The 19,184-nt window shown below is 40.0% G+C and carries 19 protein-coding genes; 4 read left to right on the forward strand and 15 right to left on the reverse strand.

The window, feature by feature from the left end; genetic code table 11:
- Positions 1-61: 61 nt before the first annotated feature.
- Complete coding sequence (locus OMU_RS02745) at positions 62-646, reverse strand: phosphatase PAP2 family protein (RefSeq protein ID WP_016178434.1); 585 nt, start codon at positions 644-646, stop codon at positions 62-64.
- Positions 647-914: 268 nt separating this feature from the next.
- Here OMU_RS02745 and OMU_RS02750 point away from each other — a divergent pair, with 268 nt between their 5' ends.
- Entirely contained in the window at positions 915-2,546 is a 1,632-nt protein-coding gene (locus OMU_RS02750) for a malolactic enzyme (protein WP_016178435.1), read from the forward strand.
- Between the two features lie 114 nt (positions 2,547-2,660).
- Positions 2,661-3,983, forward strand: a complete 1,323-nt coding sequence (locus OMU_RS02755; RefSeq protein ID WP_016178436.1) for a 2-hydroxycarboxylate transporter family protein — start codon at positions 2,661-2,663, stop codon at positions 3,981-3,983.
- A 92-nt stretch (positions 3,984-4,075) separates the two neighbouring features.
- Here the strand turns inward: OMU_RS02755 and OMU_RS02760 are convergent, their stop codons facing one another.
- From OMU_RS02760 to OMU_RS02800, 9 genes are all read right to left on the reverse strand, one after another.
- The gene (locus OMU_RS02760) at positions 4,076-4,402 is read right to left on the reverse strand and encodes a hypothetical protein (protein WP_034875844.1); all 327 of its coding nucleotides are present in this window, start codon (positions 4,400-4,402) and stop codon (positions 4,076-4,078) included.
- A 180-nt stretch (positions 4,403-4,582) separates the two neighbouring features.
- Complete coding sequence (locus OMU_RS02765) at positions 4,583-4,822, reverse strand: hypothetical protein (RefSeq protein ID WP_016178437.1); 240 nt, start codon at positions 4,820-4,822, stop codon at positions 4,583-4,585.
- A gap of 5 nt (positions 4,823-4,827) precedes the next feature.
- Complete coding sequence (locus OMU_RS02770; RefSeq protein ID WP_016178438.1) at positions 4,828-6,504, reverse strand: hypothetical protein; 1,677 nt, start codon at positions 6,502-6,504, stop codon at positions 4,828-4,830.
- 56 nt (positions 6,505-6,560) lie between these two features.
- Positions 6,561-8,606 carry an adhesive domain-containing protein gene (locus tag OMU_RS02775; RefSeq protein WP_233421603.1) on the reverse strand — a complete coding sequence of 682 codons (2,046 nt, stop codon included), beginning with the start codon at positions 8,604-8,606 and terminating at the stop codon, positions 6,561-6,563.
- A gap of 694 nt (positions 8,607-9,300) precedes the next feature.
- Positions 9,301-9,918 (reverse strand): MATE family efflux transporter, encoded by a 618-nt coding sequence (locus OMU_RS23630; protein WP_016178440.1) that lies wholly within the window; start codon positions 9,916-9,918, stop codon positions 9,301-9,303.
- 27 nt (positions 9,919-9,945) lie between these two features.
- Complete coding sequence (locus tag OMU_RS23635) at positions 9,946-10,605, reverse strand: MATE family efflux transporter (RefSeq protein WP_016178441.1); 660 nt, start codon at positions 10,603-10,605, stop codon at positions 9,946-9,948.
- Between the two features lie 148 nt (positions 10,606-10,753).
- The gene (locus tag OMU_RS02790; protein ID WP_016178442.1) at positions 10,754-11,200 is read right to left on the reverse strand and encodes a GNAT family N-acetyltransferase; all 447 of its coding nucleotides are present in this window, start codon (positions 11,198-11,200) and stop codon (positions 10,754-10,756) included.
- 92 nt (positions 11,201-11,292) lie between these two features.
- Complete coding sequence (locus OMU_RS02795; protein WP_016178443.1) at positions 11,293-12,828, reverse strand: MFS transporter; 1,536 nt, start codon at positions 12,826-12,828, stop codon at positions 11,293-11,295.
- 51 nt (positions 12,829-12,879) lie between these two features.
- Entirely contained in the window at positions 12,880-13,413 is a 534-nt protein-coding gene (locus OMU_RS02800; RefSeq protein WP_016178444.1) for a PadR family transcriptional regulator, read from the reverse strand.
- Positions 13,414-13,723: 310 nt separating this feature from the next.
- Between OMU_RS02800 and OMU_RS02805 the strand changes: the two genes are divergently transcribed.
- A complete protein-coding gene (locus tag OMU_RS02805; RefSeq protein ID WP_016178445.1) occupies positions 13,724-14,437 on the forward strand; it encodes a sugar isomerase domain-containing protein in 714 nt (237 codons plus the stop codon).
- A gap of 106 nt (positions 14,438-14,543) precedes the next feature.
- Here the strand turns inward: OMU_RS02805 and OMU_RS02810 are convergent, their stop codons facing one another.
- On the reverse strand, positions 14,544-15,458 hold the full coding sequence (locus tag OMU_RS02810; protein ID WP_016178446.1) for an alpha/beta fold hydrolase: 915 nt from the start codon (positions 15,456-15,458) through the stop codon (positions 14,544-14,546).
- Between the two features lie 178 nt (positions 15,459-15,636).
- Between OMU_RS02810 and OMU_RS02815 the strand changes: the two genes are divergently transcribed.
- Positions 15,637-16,548 (forward strand): hypothetical protein, encoded by a 912-nt coding sequence (locus OMU_RS02815; RefSeq protein ID WP_016178447.1) that lies wholly within the window; start codon positions 15,637-15,639, stop codon positions 16,546-16,548.
- Between the two features lie 81 nt (positions 16,549-16,629).
- Here OMU_RS02815 and OMU_RS02820 read toward each other — a convergent pair whose 3' ends face one another.
- From OMU_RS02820 to OMU_RS02835, 4 genes are all read right to left on the reverse strand, one after another.
- Positions 16,630-16,944 carry a type II toxin-antitoxin system RelE/ParE family toxin gene (locus tag OMU_RS02820; RefSeq protein WP_016178448.1) on the reverse strand — a complete coding sequence of 105 codons (315 nt, stop codon included), beginning with the start codon at positions 16,942-16,944 and terminating at the stop codon, positions 16,630-16,632.
- Positions 16,931-17,182: a type II toxin-antitoxin system prevent-host-death family antitoxin gene (locus tag OMU_RS02825; protein WP_016178449.1), complete on the reverse strand. Its 252-nt coding sequence runs from the start codon at positions 17,180-17,182 to the stop codon at positions 16,931-16,933. Before OMU_RS02825 ends, OMU_RS02820 begins: the two co-directional genes overlap by 14 nt.
- Positions 17,183-17,382: 200 nt before the next feature.
- Positions 17,383-18,126, reverse strand: a complete 744-nt coding sequence (gene pnuC, locus OMU_RS02830) for a nicotinamide riboside transporter PnuC (protein ID WP_016178450.1) — start codon at positions 18,124-18,126, stop codon at positions 17,383-17,385.
- 94 nt (positions 18,127-18,220) lie between these two features.
- Positions 18,221-18,928 carry a deoxynucleoside kinase gene (locus tag OMU_RS02835; protein ID WP_016178451.1) on the reverse strand — a complete coding sequence of 236 codons (708 nt, stop codon included), beginning with the start codon at positions 18,926-18,928 and terminating at the stop codon, positions 18,221-18,223.
- Between the last annotated feature and the right edge of the window lie 256 nt (positions 18,929-19,184).

Raw genomic sequence — 19,184 nt, forward strand, 5'->3', positions numbered from 1 at the left:
AGGAGTCAAAAGCTTCTCTTTGATGAGATAGCTTTGACTCTCTTGATTTAATTCAGAATAATCAACTATAAACAAGCAGTCCCCACTGCAAAATCAGCGTAATCCCCGCACCGAATAGCCAGCCGCCTACTACATCAGACAAATAATGAATCCCTAAATACACCCGAGAAAAACCAATCATTCCAGCAATCACTAGACAGATGATTACCAATAATGGTAGGAATTGCGGATAGACTTCCCCACCACCAAGCGCGATACAGCAATAAAGAGCACTGGAACAGGTCGCGTGAAAGCTAGGAAAACTGGCGTCGACTTCTTCGACCAACCGTTGACCCACTGGACGGGGACGCTTTATCAAACGCTTGATAATATAGGCTAAGCCCCAACTAAGAGCCAAAGATAAGCCAGCCGGTTTCAGAATTGCTGAACGAAACGGCGGGACTAAAGCCAGCGCACCGATGATAATGATCACACCTGTAGCTCGACCAAGTTTTGTAAAAAAGAGCATGATCTTAGTGATAAACGGACGCCGTAAAGCAATCACTTTGAGCGTCACCAGCTCATCGAAGCGCTGTAAACCTGACAATGAAAGAGCGATCAACAACACTACGAATACTAGCAAACAAATAATTCCACCGATTAACATAGCATCTCCTCCTTCCAGATATTACTCTCAATCTCTGCAACTTAAACGATCTTTATTCTTATTATATTAAGTATAACCCAATTTATTTCCGTTGTGTTAAAGAGAAAAAAAGGACCAGCTACGTTTTGCACGCCAATTTTCCTCAGCTCCCTTACTTTTTTAATCATATCCCTCATATAAACAAAACTTATCGTTACCCAACGTTTTGACTATACTTTCCTCCACCTTTTATACTTCCGTTGCAATCAAATTTTAGGAGGATTTAATTATGCTTACAGGTTTAAATTTATTAAACAACCCCTTTTTAAATAAAGGAACAGCCTTTACCAAAGAAGAACGAGCAAAATATGGTATTACTGGGATGCTGCCTAGTACCGTTCAAACATTAGAGCAACAAGCCGTTCAAGCTTACGGACAATACTTAAGCAAACCATCAGATTTGGAAAAACGCATTTTCTTAATGAACGTGTTTAACACCAACCGGACATTATTTTACAAATTGATGGGCCAACATTTAGTTGAATTCATGCCAATCGTTTATGATCCAGTTGTGGCTGATTCAATCGAACAATACAACGAAATTTTCGTTGAACCACAAGATGCGGCTTTCTTATCCATTGATGATCCAGAAAGTATCAAAGACAGCTTGAAAAACGCCGCTGACGGCCGTGACATTCGTTTGATCGTTGCGACTGACGCAGAAGGAATTCTAGGCATGGGCGACTGGGGTGTCAACGGTGTGGATATCGCCATCGGTAAATTAATGGTTTACACTGCTGCAGCTGGAATCAACCCTGCACAAGTTTTACCTGTTTCCATCGATGCTGGTACGAACAACGAAGAATTGTTGAATAACCCACTTTACTTGGGAAACCGTCATGAACGTGTGACTGGCGACACTTACTACGATTTCATTGATCAATTCGTTGAAGCAGCGACAGATCTTTTCCCTGAATTACTATTACACTGGGAAGACTTCGGCCGTGGCAATGCCGCAAACATTTTAGAAAAATATCAAGATAAAATCACGACCTTCAATGATGATATCCAAGGAACCGGAATCGTTGTTCTTGCTGGTGTATTAGGCGGATTGAACATTTCTGGTGAAGCCTTGAAAGATCAAACCATCCTGACATTCGGTGCTGGGACTGCCGGCGTTGGTATTGCCAACATTTTATTAAAAGAAATGGTTCGTCAAGGAACACCTGAAGAAGAAGCACGCAAACACTTCTACCAAGTCGACAAACAAGGTTTGTTGTTTGAAGATACAGAAGGCTTAACACCTGGTCAAATTCCATTTGCAAGAAAACGTGCTGAATTTACTAACAGCGAAGAATTAACAAACTTAGAAGCCGTTGTAAAAGAAATTCATCCAACAATCATGATCGGCACTTCTACACAACCAGGTGCTTTCAGCGAAACCATCGTCAAGGAAATGGCGGCACACACTGCTCGTCCAATCATTATGCCGTTATCAAATCCAACAAAATTGGCAGAAGCTACAGCGAAAGATTTGATCGAATGGACTAACGGAAAAGCTTTGATCGGTACAGGTATCCCTGCTGCTGATGTGGAATACAAAGGCGTGACTTACCAAATCGGCCAAGCCAACAATGCCCTAATGTACCCAGGACTTGGTTTAGGCTTGATCGCTTCGACTTCAACTCGCGTAAATGATGAAATAATTTCTCAAGCAAGTCGCGCGTTAGGCGGAATCGTGGATGTGACAAAACCAGGTGCGTCTATCTTGCCTCCTGTTGCTAAATTGACGGAATTCTCTCAAATCATCGCTGAAACGGTAGTGAAATCAGTCGTTGATCAAAAATTGAACCGCGAAGAAATCACAGATGTCAAAGCAGCGGTTGAAGCAGCTAAATGGGTCCCTGAATACACAGACTAATTCCTCGATTTCCACTAACTAAAAACCACTCTCTAAAATGAGGGAGTAGATGCAATGCTACTCCCCATTTTTATGGATTCAACAATGCTTTACTAAAGAAAGGATCTTTTAAAAATGGCACAAAAAGAATCAACAACTGCGATGCCAGTTGAAGAAAAAAAGACCAGCTTCTGGTCAACCAAAATCACTGGTGTTAGCCTTCCAATTTATTTGATCATGGTCGTTGTCCTGATCGTAGCGATGGCTTTAGGCAAATTGCCTACAAATATGATTGGACCAATCGCTATTCTAGTAATTTTTGGGAATTTATTTCATTTTATCGGCAATAAAATTCCGATCGTCAAAAGCTATTTAGGCGGCGGCTCAGTCTTTGCGATCTTCGCTTCTGCAGCAATCGCAACCTTTGGTATCTTACCTGCTGAAGTCGTAAAATCAACGCAAAACTTTGTCAGCAATATGGGCTTTTTAGACTTTTATATCGCGGCTTTAATTACCGGTAGTATTCTTGGAATGAATCGTAAGTTATTAATGAAAGCCTCTGTTCGTTTTATTCCCGTAGCACTTATTTCTATGGTCGTTTCTTTCTTCGCTGTCGGATTGGTTGGTATGCTGATCGGTAACGGCTTTGCGAATTCTGTTTTATATATCTCGTTGCCTGCGATGGCTGGTGGTGTCGGTGCTGGCGCTGTTCCTTTATCAACGATTTATGCTCACGTTTTAGGAACGGATGCGTCCTCAATTATTTCTCGTTTGATCCCGGCAACTGCCATGACAAATGTTTTAGCAATTATTGGTGCTGCGTTAGTTGCTCGTGCGGGACAATCATTGCCAAAATTAAATGGTAATGGGAAGCTGATGGAAAAAGGCGATCTTGGCGATGGCAAACCTCGTGAAGTTAAACCTGATATTGCTCAACTAGGTGTTGGGCTGATGGTGGCATTGACCTTCTACATTTTAGGTCAAATCTGTAACTTCTTTGTTCCAAAGATCCATGCCTATGCCTTCATGATCATCATCGTAGTTATTTGTAAAATTACCAATATCTTGCCAGAATATTATGAAGATGCCGCAATCATGTTTAACAACTTGATTGTTAAAAACCTGACTGCTGCTGTACTAGCTGGTATCGGTATTGCGTTATTGAACTTGAACGTTCTAGCTTCCGCATTAACGTGGCAATTTGTTGTCCTATGCTTGACAAGTGTTATTGTTATTTCTGTCGTTTCTGGTTTCGTTGGTCGTCTATTCGGATTATACCCAGTCGAATCAACGATTACTGCCGGTCTATGCAATAACTCAATGGGCGGAACCGGTAACGTAGCTGTTTTATCTGCTGCTAACCGCATGGAATTAATCGCCTTTGCCCAAATGGGAAATCGTTTAGGCGGAGCGATCGTGTTAATTATCTCAGGATTTTTAATGCAGCTGTTTTCATAATAAAAAACGAGCGAACAGCTTTCTTTGGATTGAAAGCAAATGTTCGCTCGTTTTTATTTTTGGTATATCGTGTCTGAAGTGCTGTGCTAATATTATATTTTCCCTCGTGATTTCATTGATCCTGCAATCCCTGTTACAAAGACAACGAAGAAAATAAATATCAAAACAAAGAATGGAATAATATGAATGGCGCCATTTTCAAAACACATTAATAGATAAATCAACGATGGCAGCGCAAAGAAATAATTGGCTGCTCTTCTATTCAGATTGATAAACCTATCGTAGATCAAAACACAAAATGGTGCGACAGCGCAGATCATTATTTTAAACATCCAGGCTTCGGTTACTTTGAAGGAAAAAACACTTATTAGAATAACCAACAATATCAGTAATACACCAACAATCTTCTGTTTGTTCAAAAAGACACCCTCTTTTCCATGAACCAGATTCATTTCAACCCAAACGATCTAATAAACAAATAATTATATTATGTAAACTTTTGTTTCTTGCTCTTTTATTCCACTACTATAGCATTGATATTCAAACATTTGAACAAAAAAAAGGAGAATGCTTTCCAATTCTCCTCGTTTTTCTTGTTTCTACCATCTTCCTCGTTTTAATCGAGCCTTGTTTACATAGCGTTTCGCATTTGCTGGAATCCGATCTGGCGAGTCGTCCGTATCAGCTTCCCAAGGATAGAGTCCCTCTTCGTTTTTTTGGAAATTTTGCAAGTCGTCTTTTTGTGAGTCCTCGCTCCGTTCGTTCTTCTTCCGCAAACGCATAAGGAAATAAGACAGTGCGATGAGTATTAATGCGATAAAACGAATCGTCCCTACCATGATCCTTACCTCCTCATTTCATGTAGTCGATAGTTAATTAATCCTGACAGGAAATGTTCAGCATCATCGATTCTCATTCTAAAACGGTCATGTCTAGCAAAAAAGCCATAGCTGATCGTATTTGGTTGTTTGAAAAATTGGGCAAATTCTGGAAACATGACGCCAGTCGTGATTTCATGCTGAACTCTTTTTCTCATGACTGAATTGATCCTGTCCTTCACAACATTGAACTCTTTTGAGCTTTGGAATATTTGCGTTTTCAGTTCGCTACTTGATAATTTTTCAATCATTTTAGACGCTGCGACTAGCAACTCCAACATTGTGGGATAAGCCGTATCTCGTTTATCAATGAAGTTAATATTCCCAAGTGCATTGTCCAAGCCAAATTGATAATACTCTTTCTTTTCTTGATAAATCAGCAGTTCATTGGTTGCGTAACTAAGCCAATGATCATGATATTTTTGGTAGTCATCGGCGATAAATTGATTCATGAGATCCTCACAAATCTGCATGATGTTTGCTTCTTTGAAAATACCATAAGCCCGAAGCAGGGCAAAAAGGATTTCACCATCATAATAAACGATTCTAAATGTTTCCTTGATTTGTAATTGCGAATCCAACACATGGATGGTTCGATTGTCCTTTGTTATAAATTTATCCTTTACAGAAACAATCAATCGCCTTAAAATCGGTTGAAATTGCGAATCTCCTGTGACTTCGCTATATTTAGCAATCGCTAAAATCGCTGTTGCTTGTGCTCCCAGCTTGTATTCTACACTGGAGCTTAACGGTTCCTTTACCAAAAGATAGCCCGAGACTTCTGAGAGTAAATGCTGGATGCCCCATTGAAGACTTTTTTCAAGTAAAGGCTTTATTTGTTGATCATTCGTGTATCCGGCAGCTTCGGCTAACGCATATAAGGAAGAAAAATGTCGGACAGAATTATAGCCTTTTATTCGTTGGTCATAACAGGGGAAATAACCATAAATAAATTGTCCTGTCTCTGTTAATTGGCGCTTTAGATAGTCACTGCCTTTTTCAATCACTAGATCAGTCATTTGATTCAAATTTAAAACCGAAACGGACCGCACCCGATTGCCATTTCCATAATCAATCAAAGGAAAAACCTGATCATTTTCAAAGTAAAAAGCTTCGGTTTTAAATAGATACAGTGGAGCAGTTGATAACTGAGCTGTCTTCGCGTTTCTTATGCCATATTTTCTCTTCATATAGCCACGATAATTTTGATCATCAATTGAAAGTTCCGGTAGATTTCGCCCGACCTTGTGCTCTTTGCTAGGCTTTAAGATCGCATTTCCCACCAGTTCTTCCATTAAAAAGCTCTGCTTCTTTCTTCCATTTACCCGAAAATTGAAATCGCCGTAGTTGTTCCTTTTGACACTGCCAATCAATTCCTGAAGTTCTTGGAAAGTAATCTTCTTTTCCTCTGTTACAACATCTAGTCGAAAATACGGGGCTTGTTCAAGGTTCTTTCTTTTATAGTATGATAAAAAATCATTCCAAATTGTTTGATAATTATCGCCGTACAGCTCAACGACCTGACTGCGTTCTGCGAATTTACCGATACTGATAATTAAGAGAGGACTCACCTGCTTTGTCCGCATCTTACTAAGCAGCTCTTCCACCACTTGGAATTTATTTTCAATTAATTGAATCGACATTTTATCACCCCATAAAAGATCAATGAAGGGAACATTCCCTTCATCAATCCCGTTTTTTAGTCTTCTTTTTTTGTCTTTCTAAGTTTCCATATACCAATACCAGAAAAGAATGCGGCTAATGCTCCTAACGCTGTGATCGATGTGTCAGTGTCCTCACCGGTTGCTGGATATTGTTTCGCGCTTCCAAGGTAACTAGTTCTTCCGCTTCCAACACTTCCTGACCCACTTGCACTATATCTTCCTAGAGAAGATGTCGGTGGTGTACCTTGGTTATTCGCCATTACAGGTACTCCTCTGTTGTCGTCGCTATCCGCATCGGCGTCAGAATCGGCATCGGCGTCAGCATCGGCATCAGCGTCAGAATCAGCGTCAGAATCAGCGTCCGCATCGGCATCAGCGTCCGCATCAGCATCGGCGTCGGCATCAGCGTCAGCATCGGCGTCAGCATCGGCGTCGGCATCAGCGTCAGAATCAGCGTCCGCATCGGCATCAGCGTCGGCATCAGCATCGGCATCAGCGTCTGCATCGGCATCGGCATCAGCATCGGCGTCGGCATCAGCATCAGCATCGGCATCAGCGTCGGCGTCGGCATCAGCGTCGGCATCAGCATCGGCATCGGCGTCGGCATCAGCATCGGCATCGGCGTCAGAATCAGAATCAGCATCGGCGTCGGCATCAGCATCAGCGTCTGCATCAGCGTCTGCATCGGCGTCTGCATCGGCATCAGCGTCTGCATCAGCGTCTGCATCAGCGTCTGCATCGGCGTCTGCATCGGCGTCAGCGTCCGTTTCATCATCATCTGGAATAATTGCAGGTGTCGGTAAACTTGGCACGTTGTTTTGATCATAGGCAATTAATTCAATTTGATCCAATGCATCGACATCTTCTGCAGAGACAGGAATTGAAAATCGACCATTCTCATCCGTCTCTCCTTCAGCAATTTCTGTGCCGTCTTTATAAATTCTAACAATCGTATTAGGGTCCGCATACCCTGTAACTTTATAATCCGTTGATGAATTCCCTGTAACTACTACATCATATGGTGCAGTTACTTGTGCTACCTTGTAAAAGATTGGTGTATAGCCATCATTTTCTGTGGCAATATCAATTGAAAGAAGATTCGTTTTCACAATTGTAGCTAAAAATCCTGCTTCATAAGGTCTAGTCAAGTCTATTCCTCGATCAATTAACTCTTGAGGGATCGGATCAATGATAGTTGTTGGAATCGTAACATTCGTTTCTCCTAAAATACTCGCATCTGCAAGCTCACCAATTAATGTTGAGCCTGTATTTACTAAAGCTTGGGCAGTGGCAAAGGTTCCATTGAAAATGGGTTTTAGCGTCAGATTTAGCGTTTGATTCAGAAGTCCGGCTCCGGTACCTGTAATTGTCAGTGCCTGAACAGCACTATTCAAATCACTAAGTATTTGATTGACGTTTTCTCGAATGATCGTTTCCAATACACCGTCAAGATCCGCATAAATATATTGATCCCCTTGGGTTTGCAATTGCAATGCGACATCTGCGGCAGTCAGGCTGCTCAAGTTTTCTAATAGATTTAATTGTTCATAAACCTCATCTAAATTTATATTCAATAATGGATTAGAGTTAATCAAGGTGTTAATCGAGTTTATTAGTGTAGTCGTTGCGCCATCAACAATCGATAGTAATGGAGCTAGACCATTTTCCGGAAGTAAAATATTCGTTGAGAGCGTTCCTGTACCATTCGGTGCTACGTGACCTCGAAGTTCTTCAGGAATTGCCAACACAGCCATTCTATTGCCTGCAACCACACTTAGATCAATACCGCTATCAGCTGAAATGGTGAAATCCACACTTCTAACAGCATTTTCAATAGTAAAAGGACTCGTATCAGTTGTTCCACTTGAATTGGAAGAGTTCAAACTACTAAATAATTGCCCATCTATCAGCGCTGCATAAGCCTGTGTAGATTGCGTTGAAAAAAACGGAGTTGCTATTGAAATCGGTGTCAATCCTAGTAACAAGCCTGTCGCTACTGAAGTTCCTACATAGATATATTTTCTTGAACGTCGTTTTTCTCGTGCTTTTTGGTCCATTAACTTTCGATAATCCCTCTTCAATCTTTTCATCCCCTAAAAATAATTTATTTGAACTATTTTTTTGGTACCAGCAAAATGGTTTGATCACTTAAGTTAATAGGAATTTAACAAGAATATAATCTCTGAACAACTAGATTGTTTTACAATAAATAACTTTGACAGGACTTCTTAGAAGCTAAATTAGGCATACCTTATAATAAAATAAAGCTCTGCTGTGTTATGAAAACACTCATCTAAAAATGCTCGTTTATGGCATTTATATGAATAAATGGTGAATATTATTTTAACTTAAGTAAGAGATACATTCTTACTTTAAAAATATTCAGTTATTTTAAAATCCGCTGTTGGTGAGTATGGATAACCTACCCTTGGAATTCGAAAAGGGATTCTTATATTTCTAAAAAAATGAAAAAGATAACAGGTCTTTTTGTTTGGTTTGAAAAATGACACCCATATTTCAGATTCGGAATATTTTTGCTTATTGCCGATATACTAGTTCTGCTTAGCGGAGTTTAGCAGTAACTGTGTGCCTAGAAAAGTGAGCTCATGAAGTCAAACATGAATATACCTGCTGTAAAGCGATTTTTTCATGTGAAAATTTCTACTTTTCTTATAGAGGCAATAAAAATAACCCATCGGTTTTCCGATGAGTCATGAATTCTTATTCTATTATCAATCTCGACATGACCGGAAATTTTTCAATTATTTCCAATTGTTATATCGCTGAGTTCATTGTCGAATCTTTTTTACTGGCTTTTTGATATTGGCGTAAAAAATAAGCCGCAAACAGAAGTGTCATAAGTTCAGTGATCGGCAAACTCGCCCATACTCCCGTTAATCCACAGAAGTTCGCTAAAACAAGCACTAAAGGTATTAAGAAAAAATAGCCTCTGAACAATGCCAACGCAAAAGCCTGTTTGGCACGACCGATCGCTGAAAAGAAAATGCTAAAAACGACATTCAGTGAAGAGCCAAATAATGACAAGAAGAAAATCGGAATACCAGCAGCAGCTAATCGGATCAGGATTGGATCATTTTCACGATTAAACGCGGAAATGATTGGGTATTTCAAGAAAAATAGGACCAGATACAAGCCAACCGCCATAACAAAGCTAACCCTTAACCCAAAGGACAAGGTCTTTTGGATAGTGGTGCGGTCTTCTTTGTTTGCGGCACGACTGATTAATGGCTGAATTCCCTGTGCGACGCCAGTAAATAAAGAAAGCGCAACTACTAGAATATTTGCCAAAACTCCATAAGCAGCAATGGCAATATCTCCGCCTAAGCCGATCAATACCTGATTGAAGACTAGGATACTTACACCCGTACTCATTTCCGCAAGAAAGGAAGATAACCCCAGCTACACACTTTGAGTGACCGTCTTTAGCTTCGGAATCGCCCATCTCAATGAAAGGGAACGCTTTGAGAAATGTCGGTGAGTACTCAAAATGAGCAGACTAAGTACTGGAGACAATACCGTTGCCAACGCTGCACCAGCCATTCCCATATTCATTGGAAAAACAAAAATATAATCAAAAATGATATTGAAAACACTGGAAAAAATCATCGCCTTCATTGCCAACTGCGGATTTTGATCGTTGCGAATAAATGCTAGACATAAATTGTTCAAGATAAAAAATGGCGCCATCACCAAAATAAAGCGCATATACATTGTTGTATACGCAACAGTTTCGCCACTTGCTCCTAAAAGTAACGCCAAATCTTGACTGAAAAAGGCCCCTAGTCCAGTAAAAAAGAGTCCGATGATTCCACCAATCACCAGCAGCTGAGAAAAATAGTCGCCGCTTCTTCCCTTCAGCGCAAATAACGTCGCGCCGCCCATACCCAACAATAGCCCAAGCCCCGTCAGTAGATTGAATATCGGCAGTGCAATATTTAAGGCCGCCAAGCCTAGCACTCCCACCCCATTTGCAATAAAAAACGTATCCGCTAAAATATACAGCGATAATCCTAGTGTGCTTAACACGCTTCGTGTGACATAACCTTTGATCTCATTCATTTGATTCCCTCCACAAAAAAATAGCATCCTACCCTCCTATGGCCTACGGGGCAGACTGCTACTCAAAACAAAACCCGGCGATTTTGCTAAAAGTTCTTCATAATTTCCTTACATTCTAGCAATAAACAGAGCAAAAGGCAATCCAATTCTACAAGTCAAGATACATCACCCGTTCACTATTCTCCGGATCATGCCTTTGACTGTTAATAAAACCAAAGCGCTGATAATAAGGAATAATTTTTTCATTTTCCTCATGCACACTCAAATAAATCCGCTCAATCTCATACTGTTCTTTCATAAAATCGATCAGTAAAGGAATAAACAAGGTCCCATAGTGTTTTCCTTGAAACTTTGCGTCGATCATTAATCGATCCAGCCACATTGACTTATCCTGCTTGGCCCCAATCATGGAAAAACCGATCAACTGACGATCATCATACAATGCCAATGGCTGCCAGTTAAGAGAAACATCATAGGCTGCCTCCAGCAAAGATTGACCATTCGTCTCGATGAACGCCTCCTGATCCTTTGAAACAGAAAGAGCAACGATATCACGCCAATTGCTTTCATCTACATCCTTAATCAATAATCCCATTGGTTGCGTTCTCCTTTAAAGGTACTATTTGTAAGCAACCATAACAAATACAGAAAAAAACAGCAATCAAAAACCGATTGCTGATTAAAAACTTATTCGACTACTTCCTTACTTTCACGCATAAAGATCGCCGCGCCAATGGCACCAATCAGAACGATGGTTCCGGCAACATAACAGATTTGAATCAAGCCTTTATCGAAAGCATCCACAACCAGCTTCTGTAAATCTTGAGCAAATGGCGCTTTACTTAGTGCATTTGAAAAAGCAATTTCATGACCGGAAAATGGCCCGGCTTTGATTAATCCGTTCACTAATTTTTCTGGTAGATGCAGCGAAGAAGCCTGTTGACTTACAACATTCCCATAACGATTGGCTTCGACTAAGCCTAAAATTACTACTCCAAAGCTGGTACCAAATTGGCGGAAGACATTCAGTAATCCTGAAGCCATGCCCATTTCCTGCGGAGCCACACCTTCTAAACCAGCCGAGTTCAATACCGGATTAACAATTCCGTTGGCGATTCCGATCATGACTAACGTTGGCCATAATTGAGCATAGCCCATCGTTGGAGATAATTGACCGATCAAAAAAATGAATCCAGCGCCGCTGACTAATAGTCCAGCAACGATCATCCATTTTTTCGAGAATTTGTTACCAAGAATTCCAACGACTGGTCCTAAAATCAATGACCAAATCGATAAGGCCAATTGACGAATCCCTGTATCAAAGGCGGACCAGCCAATATAGTTTTGCATTAGGACTGTCAAGTACGTATTAAAAGCGTAGATACCAGAACCTAAAGCAAACGCGACTAATACTGAACCAATGAAATTGATATTTTTGAACATCGACAAATTCATCATAGGATTTTGTACTTTGGCTTCCGCAAAAATAAATAGTGCTAAGAAAACAACCGCTAAAAGCAGCCATCCACCTATGCGCAGATCAGTCCAGGCCCAGCTGAGGTGGGTTTCCTTTTGAATCAAACCATAGATTGCGCTGAACAGTGCTGCCGCGGATAAAATCATCCCGATAAAATCGATTTTTTGATCTTTCCCATAGCTTGGTGTTTCATTGACAAAACGAACCGTCATTAAGACGGCAATAATTCCGATCGGCAAATTAATAAAGAAGATTGATTCCCAACCAAAGGCGTCTACTAGCAAGCCGCCAACTAGCGGACCAGAAGCCGAAGACAAACCAATAACAGAACCTAAAATACCTAAAGCTAGACCGCGTTGTTTCCCATCAAAATTGGAAGCCACCAGCGCCATCGACAAGGACATCATTCCAGCCCCACCGACTGCTTGGACACCACGACCAATATCTAAAATCAATAAGGATGGTGCAAAGCCATTCACTACAGAGGCGATGACAAAAAGAATCAAACTAGCTAAAAAGATTTTTTTTCGTCCATACATATCGCCCATTTTTGACACGATCAGCAACGTGACCGCAAACACTAAGGTATAAGCATTCAGCACCCATTGCAGCTGCGTAAAGGGTTCATTGAAGGCCTTTTGCATAGTCGGTAATGCGACGTTTACTACAGTCACATCTAAAAGGCCCATAAATACGCCTAATGACATCGCGAACAACGAGAACCATTTTCTTGAAGAATTTTTCATAAACTGTTCCAACTCCTACTATTTATAACATTCAATCGCTTCAGTAGATCATTACTTTCGATCAGCGATTTGTTTTTTTATCCAGATTAATTTTGTTTTGGCAATTTGAATATCCAACTCATAGGCCTCCACTAAAATACGAAAGCGTTCTGCATTTTCCGGAAAACGCACTTGAGAATCAATCATTTCTGCCTGCGCCTTTTGATAGAACATTAGATCCTTTTCAATAAACAGTTGGAACTCATCCAAGATTCTCAGCTGCTCAGTAAGGTCCACGCTATCCAGCGAACGTAATTTGAAATGGATCATATCATTGCGCTTCGCATCAGAAGGAATTTTTTCCTTCATTAACTCAATAAAGCGGTCAACACCTTTTGTAGTAATATGCCACAGCTTCATCTTTCGCCCATCCTCATAAATCGTGGAAGTCACGAGCCCTTCCTTTTCTAATCTTTCTAATGATGGATACAATACCCCGCTAGAAACCTTCCGCATCGGCTGCAATGCAGAGCCGACGATTTTTTGAAGCTTATAGCCGGTTTTATCACTGGTAATCAATGAGCCTAAAAGCAGTAAATCGTACATTTTATCCCCCTCTCGATAAAACAGTATCAGTCTTTTAGATATATCGACTTGCTTATTATAAGTCTTTTAGACATATTGTCAAATAAAAAATATTCTTATTTTATTAGAAAAATCCGTCTTAAATGAGAACATAAAGAAACACCCACAACGGATTAGTCGCAGGTGTTGAGCACTTAAGAATTATTCGCAAATATAATCCAAAAAACTGCTTGCTTTTTTGTCGATAAAGATAAATCATGGAGTTGAAGTACCTCTTGCCACAAGCGGTAAAGGAAACGATTTTTGCTTTTCGGAAAGGACGAATTACTCAATGAACTTAATGCAGAATTATTATCAAGAACTTCAGAAAAACATGGAATACGTCATCAGCAATGAGTCAGAGGCGATAACTAAAGCAGCGACACTCATGAGTACTTGTATTGAGACGGAAAATAAGGTTTATTTTTTTGGCACGGGACATTCCTATATTGTCGGTCAGGAAGTCTTTGCCCGCGCAGGCGGCTATGCGGGCTTTATCCCGATCCTTGAAAATGAACTAGGCATGAATCATGCCTTCAAAAGCACGCTGATTGAACGAACTACTGAATACGCCGCTGTTTTGCTAGAATTGTATCCGTTTAAAAAAGGCGATGTAATCGTCATGACCTCAAATTCTGGACGAAATGCGCTGTTAATTGAACTGGGGCTGCGACTTAAGGAGATGGGCGTTAGCATCATTGCCATTACTGCTTTGGAGGCGTCAAAAAATAGTATTAGCCGGCACAAGAGCGGATTGCGCTTGTTTGAGCTTGCGGATGTTGTCCTTGATAATCGCTCTGTTTACGGAGATGCCAGCCTTTCTCATAATGATGAAATAAAAACAGGGCCTACCTCAACCATCATGAGCTGCTTTATCGTCCAGCTTTTAGTCAGCGCGTTCGTTCAGCTTGAAGTTGAAAAAGGCGGCGATGTTCCAGTTTTCAGAAGTAGCAATATCGATGGCGGCGATGCCTATAATGAGAAATTGTTTGAACGTTATCGGTAACAACTGAACGTAAATGATTCTTTGATAAACCGTAAGCCAGAAACCCTTTTCTTCATTGAAAGAGCTTCTGGCTTTTTATCACTTCATTAAAAATTCTTTTCGTTAACTAGCTCGTTTTCTCAATAAAGCCACGAATCGCTTGATCGATCACATCCCCGTTGCCATCAATCGTATGTCCGCCGGTCTCACAAATTATAGTATCTGCCTTAACTCGTTTAAGCAACTTTTCGATAGCCTCATACTTCGCCATTGGATCATCTTTCGCGTGACAAACTAAAATCGGCACGCTGATCGTTTCTAAAGCATAGTCATCATAGTTCAAGGACATATCCGTATTTGTAACCTCGCTATCCGCTTTCACCCCTTGACGTCTAGGGGTAGCTGGCAGCATGGTTTCAAACAAATTATTGCTTTCAATAGTCGAACCCATCATTTTATTGAAGACAAAGCCAAAATGCTTCATTGAAAACCACATAATAAAGTCATTGACGATAAATGGTGGGGGTCCTTGCAGCCCCATTGCCTTTATTTCTTTTGGGGTTCTTTTCTGATCTGGCGCTCCAGAGGATAGTAATATCAACCCCTTCAGCCTGTCAGGATAATCCAAAGCCATCCTTAATCCAGCGGCACCGCCTGCTGAAGTTGCTAGAATATAGCCTTTTTCAATATTCAACTGATCCATCATTTCAACAAAGGCCTGAGCTTGATTTTTCGGCGTGGGATCGCTCGGCAGATCTGAGCCTAAATAGCCAAAGCGAGCAGGGGCAATTTTTCGGTAGTCCTCTCCTAATACTTGTTTCAGACTGGTCATCCCCTGATCATATCCACCAAATATCCCGTGAGAAATGATAACAGACTCCCCAGACCCTTCATCAAGATAGTTCATTTTTCCGAAGCTGGTAATCAGGGGTTTAGCGTTATACTGATTCAAACGGGCATAAGCGTTTTTCATGTCTTTCTTATAAAAATAAAATTCTATACAAATAATAGTTAATACCACAAACATTATTGAGTATCCCAAAATTGTTCTCCTTTTAGAGTGATGATTAAAGTATAACAGATACCGATTAACAGTTTTAACCCTTTGTAGTAAAGGTACACTTTCAATGTAAAAGCAGCTTCCAACTTTCAGCTCGGAATGCTACACTTAAGATGATTTGAACTATTTTTGACTTTTAAAAAGATTCCGAGGTGTGGTTATGATTAACGAAGAGACTCAGTTAGACTCTGCTTTACAATTAAAAAAATACGTACGAGACATTGGCTGTCCAGAGTCAGCGGATATTCAGCACTGTCTGGAAAATTCAGCGGTTATCGCCAAAATTCTGGCTGAAAAGATTCGCACAGATACCTTCACCGGTCTGCGAAAGCTGGAATTTCTATTAGCAGAGCTTTCGGAAATTCCCTTCTTTGAACGGTTGGAAACGGTTCAAGTCATGCTCAACACACTTTACAAGCAAACAAATGTTGACGAAGGCTTTTCACTAACTGGAAAACAAAACGGTGTTCTGGCCTGTCATAATGCACTTTGCACATCAATTTTTATTCGGGCTGGCAAAAAAGAATGGGCTGAACAAGGTGTTCGATGGATCATTTCTTACTTCCCATTTGATAGAAACGAGCCCTCCAATTGGCAGGGCAAGGACCTCTTTCAACGCTTTGGGGGCTGTGTCGGAAATTCACCTTGCTATGATGGTGTCGTAAAATCAGTCAAAGCCCTCTCAGAGTATGCAGAAAAATACGGAGAGCTTCCCGGTCTTCGTACGAAGTTACAACAAGGTTTAGACTATTTTTTGAAGCATCGGGTGATTTTCCATCAGAACAACGACGAGTATTTATACGATGATTTGATCACGCTTTTTTACCCCTATCCTTATCGCACAAATATCATTGAAGCTCTTAGTGTTTTAAAAACTGAAAAGCTTCTAGATCGGCCTGAATGTCAAGCGGCACTTGACTATTTGAAGACGAAACAACGGAGTGATGGCTTCTGGCAGGCTGAGAAGATTTTTATGAAAAGCTCGTGGGTACCTTTTGATGCGTTGAAAAAGCCAGGAATGTGGATAACGGATGAAATTAATTGGATTTTTAGTGCAGTTTCTTCGAGATAAGCTCTTATTTCCTGAATACTAAAAAAACGACCCTCAGAAATTAGAAAAATCTAACTTTGAAGGTCGGTATTTCATTGACTGTTAAAACCCAAGAATACGAATATAATCTTTGTTTGTAGGAATTATTCGAGTGATTTCAATTATCTCGTCGACAATCTCATAAAAAATAATGTACTGTTCTAAGATATAAAAACGCATGTTAGTCGGTGCATCTATTTTAGCCGTTAAAGTCTGACCAAGCAACGTTGTCACTTTTAAAAATTCAAAAGCTGTATAAATCTTATCCAAAAAATCAGCCACCGTTGTTTCGTAACTGCCGATTTCCTTCATATAGAAAACAATTTCTGACAAATCATTCTCAATTTGAGGAGAGATGTTTAAGCTATAGTTTTTCATTCATTCGAGCCTTTAATTGGTCCAAGGTCAAATGACCTTCCTCTTTCAACGCTTGCTTCCCCTTATGCAGTTCTTCAAATAAAGTAAGAGTAGCCTTCATTTTTTGATACTCTTCAAAATCACTTACGACGTATCTTGCTCGACCATTTTTTGTTAATATAACTTCTTGTCCAGCCTTCACATTAGCTAACACTTGGTTATAGGACCGCATATCTGAAACAGGTATGATATTTTCCATAGAAAACCACTCCTTTTACACAGTTTAATACAAGTTACGCAATATTTTAAGTAACAAATATTTCCGTTTAAAACCGTGCACATATAATCCTAGAATTTTACAAAGCTAGTAACAAGTTGTCTATAGCATTAATATCGCCTGAATCATTTCAAATCATGATTGTTCTTGTTGCCAAATAATAGAACATCACTTTTTTAAAATTAGTGACTCAGATGATAATACTCTTCTTCCATCCGCTGCATTCTTGCACGTTCCTTTTTGTTGTACCAAGGAGAAACAGTGAAGGCCAACACATCGTTGATCAAATAAACCGAGCTGTTGACAAACATCGCTAAGCTGGCGGAGCCATGTCGGAATGAAATGAACCAAAGAACCATTTGGGCAAGGCCTGAAGCCAGCCACCAGAAATATTGATTGTTGTAGCGTAAGAAGCTGATAATTCCGGCACTCAGACTAATAGAAAAGGCAATCGCATCAATCCAAGGCCGCGGATCGTCGGTGAAGCGTTGGATCAAATAACCCGATACAAAATAAACGATGATGGTACTGATAATCGCAATCCCCCATGTTTTTCCGGTGAACTTGCGGATTTTTGCGGCCATGTTGTGATTCCATTCCTTACTTAATAAAACAGGAATATCAAGGGTGATCATATAGGCGATCTGTTCGCCGATGCTTAAATAATTCTTCGCTGAATAGCCAACATAAATAAAGCAGATTGCCGAGATAATTCCTAAAATACCATTGACCGACTTTGCGGCATTAATGGACAGAATACATAAAACCCCTAAAGTTGTACCGATGAAGGTAATTACAGTTAGAAGGTTGATCGGTTGGTTAACTAGTGTCATCACCTGACAGCCTAGACTGAAGAAAAAGAGGTAATAATTTTGTTGCGGCCAGCCTTTTAACTGGTGAAGTAAAAATTTAAAATAATTTATCATGGTGGAGCTCCTCGTTATAAATATTTAGGGATTCATCTTTATATCTATACCCTCGAAAAAACAGACGTTCTTTAATTCTCAAATAAAGGACCTATTAAAAAATTCCTTTTTCAATATTTCCATTTGAATAATAACAAGGACTTTTCAGTTCCTGCTGATTCAACTTATTCGTTTCTTCTTTGATCAGCTTGATCACTGTTTCAGCAGCCTGCGGATCAGCGACAAAATCGTAGTGATCGCCGTCGATCTGGATTTTTGGACAAATATTAAAATTATCATACCATTGCTCATAACGCTCGTTGACCATTCGATAGTAATCATACAGCTCAGGATTTGCGGCAATTTGTTCGTAATCTCGCCCACGCTTTTGAATCCGATCCAGCATCACATCAAAGGAAACCTTAATATGAACCATTAAATCAGGCCGTTTCTTTGGTGCGGCAGTCTCCAATTCCTTCAACATCGTGTCCAATAAGTTGTCATATTGCAGCACTTCCTGTTGACTTACGCGCCCAAGATCAGCATTCAAATGAAACAGTAAACTGTCTTCATAAATTGAACGATCAAGCACGTTATCCGCTTGCTTCAAGGCATCCTTCATCGCCAAAAAGCGTTTATTTAAAAAGAATATTTGCAGCAGAAATGTATATTTTTCTGGATTCGAGTAAAACAACGGCAATACTTCGTTATCATCCACGTTCTCGTAAAATGGTTTTGAATTCATTTCCTGCGACAACATATCTGTCAAACTACTCTTCCCTGCACCGATTGTGCCAGCTATTAATAGCATCGTTTCATCCATCCCTCTCTCATTAAAATAAGAATTTATCTTTTAAATCCTTGATAATAGTACTCCTAATTTTTTTTGATGTAAAGACTAGATTTTGTGTCTAATTAGTGATATACAAAACCGACAACACAATATATAGTGTTGTCGGTTTCAAGAGGTTGTATGCACTTTCTTTGCTATGTTGACGATTTTTCATCAAAAATATTGGACTCGCAGTTATCTCTTTTTAGGTACTATTTTTCTAAAAACGTGAAAAATAGGTTTATTT

It is taken from the genome of Enterococcus avium ATCC 14025 (assembly GCF_000406965.1).
GTDB classification, from domain to species: domain Bacteria; phylum Bacillota; class Bacilli; order Lactobacillales; family Enterococcaceae; genus Enterococcus_A; species Enterococcus_A avium.